Origin of the sequence: Amycolatopsis regifaucium (assembly GCF_001613935.1) — a bacterium.
Classification (GTDB): Bacteria; Actinomycetota; Actinomycetes; order Mycobacteriales; family Pseudonocardiaceae; genus Amycolatopsis; species Amycolatopsis regifaucium.
Window position 1 is genome coordinate 268,439 of record NZ_LQCI01000051.1, and the last position, 14,023, is coordinate 282,461.

The window sequence follows — 14,023 nt, forward strand, 5'->3', positions numbered from 1 at the left end:
GCGACAGCTCGGAGCGGTGGGGATTCGTTGGTCAGGGGGCTTTGTGCGCGGGGTTCGTGACGCCGTCCTTAACCCGTCACGACGCGCCCTCGCAGGCTAATAGATCCGCGCGCGGGACACGGCACGTCTTCTTCGACGGATGCCGTCTCGAGTCGAGCGAGCCATACCGACCGGATACGCGGTCCNNTCGGCCGGCGGGCGTTGCGTGCGCGGCTCGTGGAGCGGCGGCGGCGTGCTGTCGTAGCCGTGCCCGGTCGGGGTGGTGACCGTCAAGGTCCCGTCAGCCGCGAGCCGGTAAACCCAGCCAGGCTCGTCTTTGAGCCGGTGATCACGGCGGCACAGGTCGATCAGCTCCTCGGCGTTGGTGTGGCCGCCGAACTGCCACGGCACCACATGGTCCAGATCGCAGGCCTGCGCGGGACGATGACACCCCGGTCTTCGGCACTCCCGATCCCGCACCCGTACGAACTCACCCAACCCCGCCGACGGCCGATACCGATCCCGCCCCAAATCCAGCACCTGCCCCGACAACGGATCCGTGATGATCCGCCGCAACACCGTGTCCGGCCCCGTCGCGATGTGCCGCGCCAACCCAGCGGGAATGTGCCCATGCCCGGCCAACTCGGCCGGATCATCGTTGAGTCCGAGATAGGTGAACAGGTCCATATAGAGGAACACCTCGGTGCGTTCACCCCCAGAGCACTGCCCACCGAGCAGCAAATCCAGCGCGACATCCGCGCGCAACTGATCCAACGTCCGCGTCTCCCCACCCTTCCGCAAAGCACGCGCTTCACGATCGATCCGGCGGTAAGCGGCGGTGACCTTCTCCACCGGGCCGTCTTCGACCTCGATCGACGCCACCCCCGCCTCACCCTGCCGCAGGGTAAGACGGCGACCTTCCCGATGCCGACGGGCACGCCGGTCCGCGCCGTCACGGTCGATGCTGATCGCGGCGTGATTCGCCGCTTTCCGGATCTGATCGGCATNNCCTTCATCGCACCGAAACCACCCAGCTTCCCCCGGTCCATCAACCCCAGCGTGCACGGCAGCCGCGTCGTCAACGCCTCAGCCGCGGCGACCACCGCACCCGCATGACTGTCCACAAAAGACAACGCCAACGCCACCTCCTGCACCACACTCCCCACACCCCCACGATGCCGACTCAGCTGAGCCAACGCCCGAAACCGCACCGCCTCCAACCGCGCGATCCCCGCCGACGCCACCTGCGCCACAGCCACGGAATCCCTGTCGTCCAACGAATCTACCGAAGCATTGACCAACTCCAAAAAGTCAGGATCAGTGAGTTCTTCGAGAAGCGCCACCGGCGCGGCCTGGTAAGTATCCACGCCAAAAACCGTACGACCGACCACCGACAACTTCCGATCACGCGGCCACCGGCAAGCGTCCCCGATTTCCGGCAACGACAGAACCGAGCCCTGTCACCGAAAACCGACAACAACACACCTACAGACCTCACCGAACAAGAGCGCCATCATACGAATCAAGCAACCCAGCAGCCCCACCCTCAAGCCGCCGAGCGATCTCAACCGACCGCGGCACCATCGTCTCCTCATAAGCGGCGACACCTTCACCGATACTGCCGGAACCGGCCAGCGCGAGAGCGAGTTCGCAAGCGTCGAGCATGGCCAGATTGGCGCCGACGCCCAGGGGCGGCATCAAGTGGGCGGCATCGCCGAGCAAGGTCACCGTCGGCTGGTGCTCCCACGTATGCGGCACGGGCAGGGCGAACAATGGACGATCGACGTAGGGGCCGTCGTTTTCGGTGATCATCCGGAGCATGCTCGGCGCCCACTCGGCGAAGGCGTCGAGCAGCCACGACCGGATTCCGGCGGTGTCACCGGGGTTCAGCCCGGCCGCGGCGATCCAGTCCACGGGCAGCCGCTGGATGATGTACACGCGGATGCGGTCTGCGCTGTTGCGTTGCGCGAACACGCATCGGTCGCCGTCGGCGGCCATGGCGCTGCCCTGACCGACGAGGGCGGCGAGGTCGGGGTGGGCGTTCTCGACATCCTCGTACCAGGCCTCGAGGAAAGTGATCCCGACGTATTCCGGGACGGCCGTCGACACCGCCGGACGGACCCTTGAGAACGCGCCATCGGCTCCGATGACGAGGTCCGTTTCGATCGTCGTCCCGTCCGTGAAACGCAGCAGTCCCCCATCGACGCCGTCCAGGGTCCAGCCCCAGCGCACGGTGCCCGGTTCGAGTGAGCCGAGCAGCAGATCGCGCAGCTGGCCTCGGTCGATCTCAGGTCTGAAGAACTCGCCTTCGGCCGGGACGTGCCGCTCCAGCAGCCGGCCGGCCGGATCCAGCCTGCGCATCTCCTGCCCTTCCGGCCGGGCGAGGGCGAAGAATTCTTCGGTCAGGCCCGCTTCGCGCAAGGCCAGCTGCCCGTCGTCCACGTGGAGGTCGAGGGTGCCGCCCTGGTTGCGGGCGTGAGGGTGCGGGTCACGGTCGTACACCGTCACGGGGACGCCGTGCTTCTGCAGGATGCGGGCGCAGGTCAAGCCGCCCGGACCCGCGCCGATGATGCTGATTCTCGAAGTCACGACCTCAGAAAAGCAGAACAAGTCAAAAAGTGCAACGAGTCAACTTAGTGACTCCGACAACCGCTGCGCTAGAGTGCGCACATGGAGACACTGGGACGGCGCGAACGCAAGAAGGCCGCCACTCGTCAGGCGCTCGCGGACGCCGCGTTGGAGCTGTTCCTCCAGCGGGGCTACGACCAGGTGAGCATCCGCGACATCGCCGAGGCGGCCGACGTGTCGACGACGACGCTCTTCAAACACTTCTCCGGCAAGGAGGCGCTGGTCTTCGACGAGGCTCAGGACCGCGAAGCGAACCTGATCGCCTCAGTGCGGCAACGCACTGATGGACAAAGCGTGGTCGAAGCGCTGCGCGAGTATGTGCTCGCCTCGTGGCTCTCCATAACGACTCATCCGCGGTACGCCGAATTCACCGCCCTGGTCAGCGGCACCCCGGCACTGCGGGAGTACGGCGAGCGCATGTGGACCCGGCACGCCGACGCCCTCGGCGCGGCCATCGCCGAGGAGACCGGCGTCGACTCCGAGGACATCGCCTGCCGCGCGCTCGCGCGCTTCGTCCTGGACATCCCGGCGCTCACCAGGGGGAGGCCGGATCCCCGCGAAGACGTCGAGCGGATCTTCGACCTCCTCACCCACGGCTGGCGTTAGTCCTCTTCGGAGCGGGAGCCGCGCAGCGAGCCCGGGTGTGCTTTGGCGGTGGGATCCTTGCGGGTCTTGAGCAGGCTCGCCACCGTCACCACGACGAGGATCCCGATGATCACCGCGAGGCTGACCGGCGTCGAGATCTCCGGAACGCTCTCGTCGATGTCGACGTGGGCCCAGTGCAGGATCAGCTTGATCCCGATGAACCCGAGGATGATCGCGAGGCCGGCCGACAGGTACACCAGGCGGTCGAGCAGGCCCTTCACGAGGAAGTACAGCGCGCGCAGGCCCAGCAAGGCGAAGGCGTTGGCGGCGAAGACCAGGTACGGCTCGTCGGTGACGCCGAAGACGGCCGGGATCGAGTCCAGCGCGAACAGCAGGTCGATCCCGCCGATCGCGAGCAGCACCACCACCAGCGGCGTGCCGACCCGCTTCCCGTCGAGGCGGGTGGTCAGCTTGCCGCCGTCGTACTCCGTGGACAGCGGCAGCAGGCGGCGCGCCGTCCGCACCACCACGTTGTTCTCGACGTCCGGATCCTCGTCGCGATGCCGGAACAGCTGGACGCCGGTGTAGATCAGCAGTAGCCCGAACAGCAGGAACATGAAAGAGAACAACGAAAGCAGCGTGGCGCCGAGCGCGATGAAGATCGCGCGCATGATCAGCGCGACGATGATCCCGAAGGTGAGGACCTTGTGCTGGTGCTTTTCTGGCACCGCGAAGGTGGTCATGATGATCACGAAGACGAAGAGGTTGTCGACCGACAAGCTCTTCTCCACGATGTAGCCCGCGAAATACTGCTGCCCGAAGTCCCCGCCGTGCGCCAGCGTCAGCCAGACGCCGAACGCCACCGCGACCAGGATGTAGCCGACCGACCAGGCCACCGCCTCACCGAAGCCGACCTTGTGCGGCCGCACGGCCGCGAGGATGAGGTCGAGTGCGAGCAGGGCGAGCACCAGTCCGATCGTGACGGTCCAGGTGAGGCCATCGATCTGGAGCATGCGCGCCCTGTCCTTCTTTCGACGGCGGGTTTCCCAGATCCTAAGGGCGGATCCCCTGGTCCGCATTCGCATGCCGGGGGGCCGCTTCCAGCAGGGCGGCGAGGACGGTCTTGAGCAGCGGGTGATCCGCGCTCCCCCGCCGGACCGCGGCGAACACGCGGCGCAGCGGCGGCTCGCCACGCAACGGGACGGCGACCGCGCCGGGCACGGCGGTGAAAGCGTTGCGTGGCACCAAGGCCACGCCCTCCCCCGCGGCGACCAGGGTGGTGATCGCGTGGAAATCGTCGGAGACGTGCCGGATCTCCGGATTGGCGCAGGCGATCGTCAGCACGTCGCGGCAGGGATTTCCCGGTTTCGGCGCGATCCATTCGTCGTCGGCGAGTTCGTCGATATCCACTTCGGACGCTCCGGCCAGCCGGTGCGCGGTGGGCAGCACGACGTCGAACGGCTCCACGTACAACGGGAACCGGCTGAGCCTGCTTTCATCCGTTCGTGGCGAGAGGCGGTATTCCTCGGTGATCGCCAGGTCGATCTCTCCGTCGAGCAGCAGCGGGATGCTCGCATGCCCCTCGACGTCCTGCACCCGCACCGAAACCCCGGGTGAACCGGCGCGCAGCGCGGCGATCGACGGCGCGACGACCATGGTGATCGCCGAGGCGAAACTCGCCAGTCGCACCTGCCCCTGTACCCCGGAATCCAGCGCCGCCAGGGTGGCTTGCGCCCGTTCCAGTTCGGCGGCGACGGCGTTGGCGTGCACCACCATCAGTTCACCGGCGGGGGTCAGCGATACCCGCCTGCCCCACCGCCTCAACAGCTGCTGGCCGCATTCGGCTTCGAGAGCGGCCAGCTGCTGGGAGACCGCGGACGGCGTCAGGTGCAGTGCCTGGCCCGCCGCCGTCACGGTGCCGTGGTCGGCGAGCGCGCGCAGTACCCGCAGCCGTCGCGGATCGATCATTCGTCCATCATGGACCTTGCTGTCACGAACGCGTCGACCGCACGGTGGATGTCCTCGGTCGAATGCGCCGCCGACATCTGCGTCCGGATCCTGGCCTTACCGTGCGGCACCACCGGGTACGAGAAACCGACCACGTAGATGCCCTGGTCGAGCAGCAGATCCGCCATCTTGCCCGCCTTGGCGGCGTCGCCGATCATCACCGGGATGATGGGGTGCTCACCCGGGAGCAGGTCGAAACCGGCCTCGGTCATCCGGCGCCGGAACAGCTCGGTGTTGGCGCGCAGCTTCTCCAGCAACTCACCCGAGGAGCCCAGCAGTTCCAGCGTGGCGAGCGCGGCGGCGGTGATCGACGGCGCGAGCGAGTTCGAGAACAGATACGGCCGGGAGCGCTGCCGTAGCATCTCGACGATCTCCGCGCGGCCCGAGGTGTAGCCGCCGCTCGCTCCGCCCAGTGCCTTACCGAGAGTGCCGGTCAGGACGTCGACCTTGTCCTGCACCCCGAACAGCTCGGGCGTGCCGCGGCCGGTCGGGCCGGTGAAGCCGACCGCGTGCGAGTCGTCCACCATCACCAGCGCGTCGTAGCGCTCGGCCAGCGCGCAGATCTCGTCGAGCGGGGCGAGGTAGCCGTCCATGGAGAACACGCCGTCGGTGGCGATCATCCGGTACCGCGCGCCGGAAGCCTCCTTGAGTCGCTGCTCCAGGTCGGCGATGTCCCGGTTGCGGTAACGCATCCGCTTCGCCTTGCACAGCCGGACGCCGTCGATGATCGACGCGTGGTTGAGCTCGTCGGAGATGATGACGTCCTGGTCGGTCAGCAACGTCTCGAACAGCCCGGCGTTGGCGTCGAAACAGGAGCTGTAGAGGATCGTGTCCTCGGTGCCGAGGAACTCCGAAAGCTTCGTTTCCAGTTCCTTGTGCGGCTGCTGGGTCCCGCAGATGAACCGCACCGACGCCATGCCGAAGCCCCAGCGGTCCAGCGCCTCCTGCGCGGCCTTGACCAGCACCGGGTGATCGGCGAGACCGAGGTAGTTGTTGGCACAGAAGTTGAGGACTTCGCCGTCGGCGACACTCACCGAAGCCCGCTGCGGCCCCCGGATCACCCGCTCGCCCTTGTACAGTCCGGCTTCGCGGATTTCGGCGAGCCCGGCCTTGAGGTCGTCGCGCATCGCGCCGTACATCAGTTCTCCGTCCAATCCAGAATGACCTTGCCGCAACGGCCTTCTCTGGCCGTGGCGAACGCCTTCGCGTGATCCTGGTAGCCGAACCGGTGCGTGATCACCGGCGAGATGTCCAGCCCCGCCTGCAGCAGCACGGACATCGAGTACCAGGTCTCGTACATCTCGCGACCGTAGATCCCCTTGAGCTGGATCATCTTCAGCACGACGGCGGCGATGTCCACGGAGACGTCGGAGGCGGGCAGGCCGAGCAGCGCGACGCGGCCGCCGTGCGACATGTTCGCGATCATGTCGCGCAGCGCCTCGGGCCGTCCGCTCATCTCCATGCCGACGTCGAAGCCTTCGGCCATGCCGAGCCGCTCCTGTGCGTCGGCGATGGTCGCGGACGAGACGTCCAGCGCGAGGTCGACGCCGACCTTGCGGGCCAGCTCCAGGCGGTGCTCGCTCACGTCGGTGACGACGACGTTGCGCGCGCCGGCGTGGCGGGCGATCGCGGCGGCCATGATCCCGATCGGTCCGGCGCCGGTGACCAGGACGTCTTCGCCGATGACCGGGAAGGACAGCGCGGTGTGGACGGCGTTGCCCAGCGGGTCGAAGATCGCGGCGATGTCGAGGTCGACTTCGCTGCGGTGCACCCAGGCGTTCTCCTCCGGCAGCACGGCGTACTGCGCGAAGGCGCCGTCGGTGTGCACGCCGAGGCCCTTGGTCCGCGCGCACAGGTGGCGTCGCCCGGCCTTGCAGTTGCGGCAGCTTCCGCAGACCAGATGTCCCTCGCCGCTGACCAGGTCGCCGACCTTGACGCTCGTCACCGACCGGCCGATTTCGACGACCTCGCCGACGAACTCGTGCCCGACGACCAGGGGCGCGGCGATGGTGCGCGCCGCCCAGTCGTCCCAGGAGTCGATGTGCAGATCGGTGCCGCAGATACCGGCGCGCAGCACCCGGACGGCGACTTCCCCGGGACCGACGGCGGGGTCCGGCACGTCGGTGAGTTCCAGCCCCGGTGCTCGGTCGGCTTTGACCAATGCCTTCATGGCGCGAAGTCTTACCGGTGCCCGCTGTGCGGTCCATCGCGAGTTTCTGAAATCCCTCGTTAGCGTGGCTTCACAAGGACCCCGTCCCCGGCGATGCGCAGCGCCTCCACCAGCTCCCGGTACAGCGTGTCCGTGGCGAGCAGCTGCTCATGGGTTCCGCTCGCCCGTACGCGGCCTTCCACCATCACCACGACGTAGGCCAGCCGTGCCGGTTCGCCGCCGTAGCCCGCGGTCACGCCGCGCAGTTCCAGCACCGGCCCGTCCTGCTCGCGGTCGGCTGAGTCCTCCGAAATGATGACGCGGGCAAGCGCCGATTCGATGATCCTGGCCCGGTGACGGAAAAGACCGGAGTCCGGGCGGGCACCGACTGGCGGATACTCGTCGGCGGGCTCGCGGCGTTCGTCGCCGCCCCTGTACTGCTGCTGGTGACAGGCCATGACGCGATCAAACCGTCCGCGGACTCGGACAAGGAACTTTCCCTCGCGGGCGCGCTTCTTCCCGCGCTGGCGGGGATCCTGCTGATCCGCGGGCTACCGCCGCACACGCCGGGACTGCTCCCCCACACGGCCGACCGGCGTGCCCTGCGCGGACAGGCGACGACCTTGGCGCTCATCGCTTTTTTGTGGCCGCCGGCGTTGTTCCTGGTGTCGGCGACAGGACAGCAAGCGCTGGTCCGCGACATCTGGGCACTCGCCAAACCGCTCGTGTTCTTGGTGCTGCCCTTGGTTCTGCTGCGGATCCTGCGCCCGCGAGAGGAACCGGATCCGTTCCGCCTCAGGCACATCTGGTGGCCTCGGCAGGCGTGGCAGTGGCTCGCGCCGGTTCCGGCGGTACTCGTGTTCGGCTGGCTTTACGTCCTCGGCCCGCTCGCGCCGCCGCTCCCCACCACGGACGACTATCCCGACCCGGTGTACCTGGCGGTGGGCGCGACGCTGACCTTCTTCACCGCGAACGTGCTCGAAGAAGTCTTCTTCCGCGGCCTGCTGCAGACCCGGCTGGAGGCGCTTTTCGGGCGGTGGCCGGGGATTCTGCTGGCGTCACTGCTGTTCGCGTGGCTGCACCTGCCGACGCACGGGCAAGGATCCCTTCCGCTCACCGTGGGCGCGATCGTGGCCTTCCAAGGGTTTTTCGGGCTTTTCGCCGGTTACCTGTGGTCTCGCTACCGCAACCTGCTGGCACCGATCGCCGCGCACACCGCGATGAACACGTTGCCGCTGCTGCTGATGTGAAGCGGCGGCCGGTCTCCCGGAGGAAGACCGGCCGCCACCAAGGGACTTACGCGCCGATGGTCGCCGCGTCGATGACGAACCGGTAGCGGACGTCACTGTTCTCGACCCGGTCGTAGGCCACGTTCACCTGGTCCGCCGAGATCGTTTCGATCTCCGCGCCGATACCGTGCTCGGCGCAGAAGTCGAGCATCTCCTGGGTCTCGGCGATGCCGCCGATCATCGACCCGGCGAGCACCTTGTTCCCGCCGAGCAGCGAGAAAGCGTTGTAGGACAGCGGTTCGCCGGGCGCGCCGACGTTCACCATCGCGCCGCCGACGCGCAGCATGCCGAGGTAGGCGTCGACCGGCAGCGTCGCCGAGACGGTGTTGAGGATCAGGTCGAAGCGGCCACGCAGGGTCTGGAACGTCGACTCGTCACCGGTCGCGAAGTAGTCCTTCGCGCCCAATTTCAGGCCGTCCTCCTGCTTCTTGAGGCTCTGGCTGAGCACGGTGACCTCGGCGCCCATGGCGACCGCGATCTTGACCGCCATGTGGCCGAGCCCGCCGAGGCCGACGACGGCGACCTTCTTGCCCGGCCCGGCGCCCCACCGGTTCAGCGGGGAGTAGGTGGTGATGCCCGCGCACAGCAGCGGAGCGGCGACGTCGAGGTCGATGCCCTCCGGGATGCGGCACACGAACGCGTCCTTCACGACGATCTGACGGCTGTAACCGCCATAGGTGTTCTCGCCGTCGAAACCGACGCCGTTGTAGGTCTGGATGTTGCCCTTGCGGCAGAACTGCTCGGTGCCCGCGAGGCAGTACTCACACTCGCCGCAGGAATCGACCATGCAGCCGACCCCGACGCGGTCCCCCACCTGGTACTTCGTCACGCCGGACCCGACCGCGGCGACGACGCCGGCGATCTCGTGCCCCGGCACCATCGGGAAGATCGCGGTGCCCCAATCCTCCTTCACCTGGTGGATGTCGCTGTGGCAGATCCCCGCGTACGCGATGTCGATCAGCACGTCCTCCGGGCGCAAATCGCGTCGCTCGATGGTGGTCGGCGACAGCGGGGCGCCCGGGGACGGCGCGGCGATGGCGTGCGTGGTCGTGCTCATGAAACCCTCCGAGAAACAGTGAGACCATGTAAGAGGTCACTTACAACGACGTAAGAGGGCTCTTACATATTCCACGACCTGGGGTGTGATTCACGACATGGGCGGCAAGTACCACCACGGAGACCTTCGCGCGGAACTCGTGCGGGTCTCCCTCGACCTGATCGCCGAGCAGGGCCTCGCCGCCTTTTCCGTCGCCGAGGTCGCCCGCCGCGCGAGGGTGAGCCCCGGCGCGCCCTACCGGCACTTTCGCGACAAGGAAAGCTTGATGGCCGCCATCGCCGCCACGGTGGCCTGCCAGCTGGCCGACCGGGTGCACGACGCCATCGAGGCCGAATCCGATCCCGTCGCCGCACTCGCCGCGGCCGCGGGCGCGTACACGGCGTACCTGATCGAACGCCGCGCCGGAATGAACGTCATTTACTCCGACGGCCTGCAGGGGCCGGAACACGCGACCTTGCACGAGCAGACCCGCCGCCTGACCGACCAGTTCCTCGCGCTCTGCCTCGCCGTCGCTGACCGGCCACAGGACGGGCTCGAACTGATGGAGCAGCTGTTCACCCAGGCGCACGGTTACGGCACGTTCTACCTCGACCGCGTCTTCACGAAACAGGGCTATTCCACGGACGTGGTCGTCCGGAAGTCCGTCGAGGCCGCCCGCGCCGCCATCGAAGGCCGCACGAAAATGTGACGTGATTCACGTCCGTTTTGTCCGATTACCGGGTCTTCGGGCGCCGACATGATGCGAAGCGCAATCCACTCGACAGCGAGGAGAAGCGCGTGAGCATCGGACAAGACGTCGGATCGTGGCGGGAACTGAGGCACCATACGAGCACCGCGGTGGTCCTGGCGGGTGGCGTGCTCATCGGCGCGATCACCATCTACGTGGCGGCGAGCCTGCTGCCGACAGCCGTCCAAGAGATCGGCGGGCGGCCGTTGTACGCCTGGACCATGACGGCGTTCCTGATCGCGCAGGTCGTCGCGACGATGCTCGTCGGCCGTTCCCTTTCGCGGTACGGGGGCGCGGGGTCCTATCTGATCGGCTTCGGCGTCTTCGCCGCCGGTTCGGTGCTGTGCGCGGTCAGCCCGTCAATGCCGGTACTCCTGCTCGGCCGCGGGGTACAGGGTTTCGGTGCCGGACTGCTGACCGGACTGGGCTTCGCCCTGATCCATTCGGCGTTGCCGAGGCGGCTGTGGAGCCGCGGCAGCGCACTGATCTCCGCCATGTTCGGCGTCGGCAACTTCGCGGGCCCGGCGCTCGGCGGGTTCTCGGCACAGTTCGGCTCGTGGCGGATGGCGTTCGCGGTCCTGGCCGCGGCAGCGGTCGTGCTCGCCGTCTTCGTGCCGCGCGCGCTGCCTCGGGGTGAGCGCACGGCTCAGGTGGCGCCGGTTCCGGTCCGGTCACTGACTTTGGTCGTCGCAGCGGCCGGTGCGGTGGGGGTGGCCGGGATCCTCGCCGATCGAGTCGCGATGGCAGCCTGTCTCGCACTCGGTCTCGCGCTCGTGGCCGCGTTCCTGGTGGCGGAAAACCGTGCCACGTCGAGCGTGCTGCCCCGATCGGTGTACCGGGCCGGTGCCAAGCTGCGCTGGATCTACCTGAGCATCATGGTCCTGGCGTCGGGCGTCGCGGTGGAGACCTTTCTTCCGCTGTTCGGTCAGCAGCTCGGCGGGCTCCCACCCGCGGCGGCCGGCTTCTTCGCCGCCGCGCTGTCCTTGGGTTGGTCGGTGAGTCAGCTCGTCAGCGCGTCGGCGCACCGGGCGGCGACGATCCGGCGGCTTCTGCTCGCCGGCCCGGCCTGCCTGACCGCGGCCTTCGCCCTCTTGGGCCTGATGCAGACCGAGGATCCGGCCCTGCTCCTCGTTCTCGCGTGGCTGCCGGTGCTTTTGGCCGGCGGCCTGGGCATCGGCATCGCGATGCCGCATCTGTCCGTGGCGGCGATGACCTCCGCTCCGGCGGACGAGGCGGGCAAGGCCGCCGGCGCGATCGCAACGGTGCTGACGATGTCGACCGCGTTCGGCGCGACGATCGCCGGGCTCCTGGTCAACCTCGGTGGACCGTCGGTGGTCATGTCGGCGCGCTGGCTGCTGTTCGGTTTCGCCGCGATCTCCGCGGTGGGCCTGTTCACGGCCCGCCGCGCCGTCTGAGCGGCGGTCAGTTCCGGGAGTGCTTACCGCGTACGCGCGGAAGTGCTTCCGGGCAACCGCCGTCACAGCGGATATGCGCCCAGACGAGCTTGCCGCCACGCACCGACTCACGCCGGGCGCCCCACTGCACGGCCACGCCGTCGACGACGAGTAGCCCACGCCCGCGCGGATCCTCGATTTGCGAACGGCGCGCTCGAGGCTGTTCGACGCTGACGTCCGCTACCTCGATACGGATCGCGCACGGCGACACGCCGCGCCACAACTGGATGTGGCGCGCGCCACCACCGTGCACGTACGCGTTGGCGACGAGTTCCGTCGCGGCGAGCAAAACATCGTCACGATGGCCTTCGCCGAGGTCTGGCAGGCATCTGACCACCCAGGCCCGTATTTCCGGCAACGCACGCGGCGTCGTCGCTCGCAGATCCAGCACCCAGGTTCCCGGAACCGGATGCTCCGCGATACTGATCATGGAGGCACCCTTCCCGTCGCGCGGCCTCTCTGCTGAAGACGCACGATCGGATTACCCAGAACTCACGCCGATCAACCCGCGATCCGCCGAGGCGCACCCCGCCCAGGTCAGCGGCCCGCGATCCCCGCCAGCACCGTCGCGACCACCGCGTCGACCGCGGGCGCTGTGACCACCTTCGGACCGTGCGGGAACAGGCCGGACAGCACGGTTTCGTGGCAGACGCCGACCAGCATCGCCGTCGCTGCCTCGACATCGCCGGAAATCCTGCCGAGTTCCTTTTCCGCGCCCAGATATCCGGCGAGGCGATCCCGCCAGTTCGCCCCGTCCCCGGCCAGTTCCCCGAACCGCGCGAGCACGGCGGGGCGGGCGAGAAGCCCGGCGAACGCGGGCAGAATCTCCTTGTGCAGAGCCAAACCGTAGGCCAGCTGCGCACCCAGATTGGCCTCGACCGTACCCGAACCGGGCTCGGGCAGCGCACCGAGTCCGCGTTCGACGGTCCGGACATGCTCGGCCAAGGCGTTGGCCAGCAACTCCTCCTTGTCGGCGAAGTGGTTGTACAGCACGCCGTCGGCGACACCCGCCTCACGGGCGATCGCGCGGACCGTGAGTTCCGCGGTTCCGCGCAGGGAAATCAGCTTCGCGGCCGTGGCGATCAGGTGCTCCCGCAGGCTTCGGCCGTCTTCACTGTCGCGCAGGGCCGCCGCTTTCCTGGGTGCCATACGGAATCAGCGCCCCGCGGCCGCCGTGACCGACCACGCCGCCCCTCGCAAGCGGACCCCGCCGGGCCCCTCGAACGACCGGAGCGCGGCCGAAAGTGCTTCCCGCGCACCGTCCGCGGGTTCGGCGCCCGCCTGATCGAGGTGATACTTGACCGGCCCCCAGTCCGCGATGAAGGCCGCCGCGTCGCCGACGTCACTCCCCCAGACCTGGTCCGCCTCGACGCGGGTGCAGGTGACATCGACGAATCCGGCGTCCGTGAGCACCGAACGGATCCGGGCGGGATCGGCGAAAGAAGTGGGACCGGTACCGTCCTCGCCAGTAGGCGTCGGCAAAAACGGTGCCAGAGCGCCGAAAACGACGCCGAGATCAGTTCCGGCGAGTTCGGTCATGCAGAGGAACGCGAGCCGCCCTTCCGGCCGCAACGCACGCCGCACGTTGGTGAAGGCCGCGACGGGATCGGCGAAGAACATCACCGCGAACCGGCTGAGCGCGACGTCGAAGACGGCTTCCCCGAACGGGAATACCTGGACGTCGCCCTGCTCGAACGTCACGTTCGCGACTCCCTCGGCCTCCGCGCGGGCCCGCGCGGTGGTGAGCATCGGCGCGGACAGGTCGACGCCCGTCGCGCTCCCGAGCGGGGCGCGGACGGCGGCGAGCCGGGTGATCTGGCCGTTTCCGCACCCGATGTCCAGCACCCGGTCCCGCTCACCGATACGGGCCGCGGCGAACAGGGTCTCGTTGAATCCCTCGTTCACCGCGTCGTAGCGCTCGGGGTGAGCCGCCCAATGCCGTCCCTCGTAACCGTTCCACGCTTCCGCCTGTGCCGTGTTGACGATGTCGGTCACGCCAGACCTCCTCAGTTATGAACACACGTTCATGAACACGTGTTCATAGTGGCGGAGCGCTAGTGCGCAGCCCGGCTCTTGATCGTCCACAAAGGACAGCTGGCAGGCAAATGTCCGACTTGAGCGGAGGGTGCCCCTTGTGATTAGTCGAGG

The 14,023-nt window shown here is 68.0% G+C and carries 14 protein-coding genes and 1 pseudogene; 4 read left to right on the plus strand and 11 right to left on the minus strand.

Annotation, left to right across the window (positions count from 1 at the left end; all coding sequences use genetic code 11):
• Positions 1-96: 96 nt before the first annotated feature.
• Together AVL48_RS35200 and AVL48_RS35205 are read right to left on the minus strand one after the other, a co-directional pair.
• Positions 97-1,238, minus strand: a pseudogene (locus AVL48_RS35200) (HNH endonuclease signature motif containing protein); the annotation flags it as partial.
• A gap of 235 nt (positions 1,239-1,473) precedes the next feature.
• A complete protein-coding gene (locus AVL48_RS35205; RefSeq protein WP_061985515.1) occupies positions 1,474-2,568 on the minus strand; it encodes an FAD-dependent oxidoreductase in 1,095 nt (364 codons plus the stop codon).
• A gap of 81 nt (positions 2,569-2,649) precedes the next feature.
• Between AVL48_RS35205 and AVL48_RS35210 the strand changes: the two genes are divergently transcribed.
• Positions 2,650-3,213, plus strand: coding sequence for a TetR/AcrR family transcriptional regulator (locus AVL48_RS35210; protein ID WP_061985319.1), 564 nt, complete (start codon positions 2,650-2,652; stop codon positions 3,211-3,213).
• Here AVL48_RS35210 and AVL48_RS35215 read toward each other — a convergent pair.
• Genes AVL48_RS35215 through AVL48_RS35235 form a run of 5 tightly spaced genes read right to left on the minus strand, consistent with a single transcriptional unit; the run spans position 3,210 to position 7,623 of the window.
• Positions 3,210-4,205, minus strand: a complete 996-nt coding sequence (locus tag AVL48_RS35215; protein ID WP_061985321.1) for a TerC/Alx family metal homeostasis membrane protein — start codon at positions 4,203-4,205, stop codon at positions 3,210-3,212. The two genes, AVL48_RS35210 and AVL48_RS35215, sit on opposite strands and share 4 nt — an antisense overlap.
• A gap of 40 nt (positions 4,206-4,245) precedes the next feature.
• Positions 4,246-5,160 (minus strand): LysR family transcriptional regulator, encoded by a 915-nt coding sequence (locus tag AVL48_RS35220; RefSeq protein ID WP_061985323.1) that lies wholly within the window; start codon positions 5,158-5,160, stop codon positions 4,246-4,248.
• A complete protein-coding gene (locus AVL48_RS35225; RefSeq protein WP_061985325.1) occupies positions 5,157-6,338 on the minus strand; it encodes a glycine C-acetyltransferase in 1,182 nt (393 codons plus the stop codon). Before AVL48_RS35225 ends, AVL48_RS35220 begins: the two co-directional genes overlap by 4 nt.
• Positions 6,338-7,369 carry an L-threonine 3-dehydrogenase gene (tdh, locus tag AVL48_RS35230; RefSeq protein WP_061985327.1) on the minus strand — a complete coding sequence of 344 codons (1,032 nt, stop codon included), beginning with the start codon at positions 7,367-7,369 and terminating at the stop codon, positions 6,338-6,340. The genes AVL48_RS35225 and tdh overlap by 1 nt, the downstream gene beginning before the upstream one ends.
• 59 nt (positions 7,370-7,428) lie before the next feature.
• A complete protein-coding gene (locus AVL48_RS35235; protein WP_061985329.1) occupies positions 7,429-7,623 on the minus strand; it encodes an ABC transporter ATP-binding protein/permease in 195 nt (64 codons plus the stop codon).
• 78 nt (positions 7,624-7,701) lie between these two features.
• Between AVL48_RS35235 and AVL48_RS35240 the strand changes: the two genes are divergently transcribed.
• Positions 7,702-8,598: a CPBP family intramembrane glutamic endopeptidase gene (locus tag AVL48_RS35240; protein ID WP_061985331.1), complete on the plus strand. Its 897-nt coding sequence runs from the start codon at positions 7,702-7,704 to the stop codon at positions 8,596-8,598.
• 46 nt (positions 8,599-8,644) lie between these two features.
• Here AVL48_RS35240 and AVL48_RS35245 read toward each other — a convergent pair whose 3' ends face one another.
• The gene (locus AVL48_RS35245; RefSeq protein ID WP_061985333.1) at positions 8,645-9,694 is read right to left on the minus strand and encodes an NAD(P)-dependent alcohol dehydrogenase; all 1,050 of its coding nucleotides are present in this window, start codon (positions 9,692-9,694) and stop codon (positions 8,645-8,647) included.
• An 85-nt stretch (positions 9,695-9,779) separates the two neighbouring features.
• Here AVL48_RS35245 and AVL48_RS35250 point away from each other — a divergent pair, with 85 nt between their 5' ends.
• Both AVL48_RS35250 and AVL48_RS35255 read left to right on the plus strand, forming a co-directional pair.
• Positions 9,780-10,382 (plus strand): TetR/AcrR family transcriptional regulator, encoded by a 603-nt coding sequence (locus AVL48_RS35250; RefSeq protein ID WP_061985334.1) that lies wholly within the window; start codon positions 9,780-9,782, stop codon positions 10,380-10,382.
• Positions 10,383-10,471: 89 nt separating this feature from the next.
• The gene (locus AVL48_RS35255) at positions 10,472-11,836 is read left to right on the plus strand and encodes an MFS transporter (RefSeq protein WP_061985517.1); all 1,365 of its coding nucleotides are present in this window, start codon (positions 10,472-10,474) and stop codon (positions 11,834-11,836) included.
• Between the two features lie 7 nt (positions 11,837-11,843).
• Here AVL48_RS35255 and AVL48_RS35260 read toward each other — a convergent pair whose 3' ends face one another.
• From AVL48_RS35260 to AVL48_RS35270, 3 genes are all read right to left on the minus strand, one after another.
• Entirely contained in the window at positions 11,844-12,305 is a 462-nt protein-coding gene (locus tag AVL48_RS35260) for an ATP-binding protein (protein WP_061985336.1), read from the minus strand.
• Between the two features lie 107 nt (positions 12,306-12,412).
• A complete protein-coding gene (locus AVL48_RS35265; RefSeq protein WP_061985337.1) occupies positions 12,413-13,024 on the minus strand; it encodes a TetR/AcrR family transcriptional regulator in 612 nt (203 codons plus the stop codon).
• Positions 13,025-13,030: 6 nt separating this feature from the next.
• A complete protein-coding gene (locus AVL48_RS35270) occupies positions 13,031-13,870 on the minus strand; it encodes a class I SAM-dependent methyltransferase (RefSeq protein WP_061985339.1) in 840 nt (279 codons plus the stop codon).
• Positions 13,871-14,023: the final 153 nt, after the last annotated feature.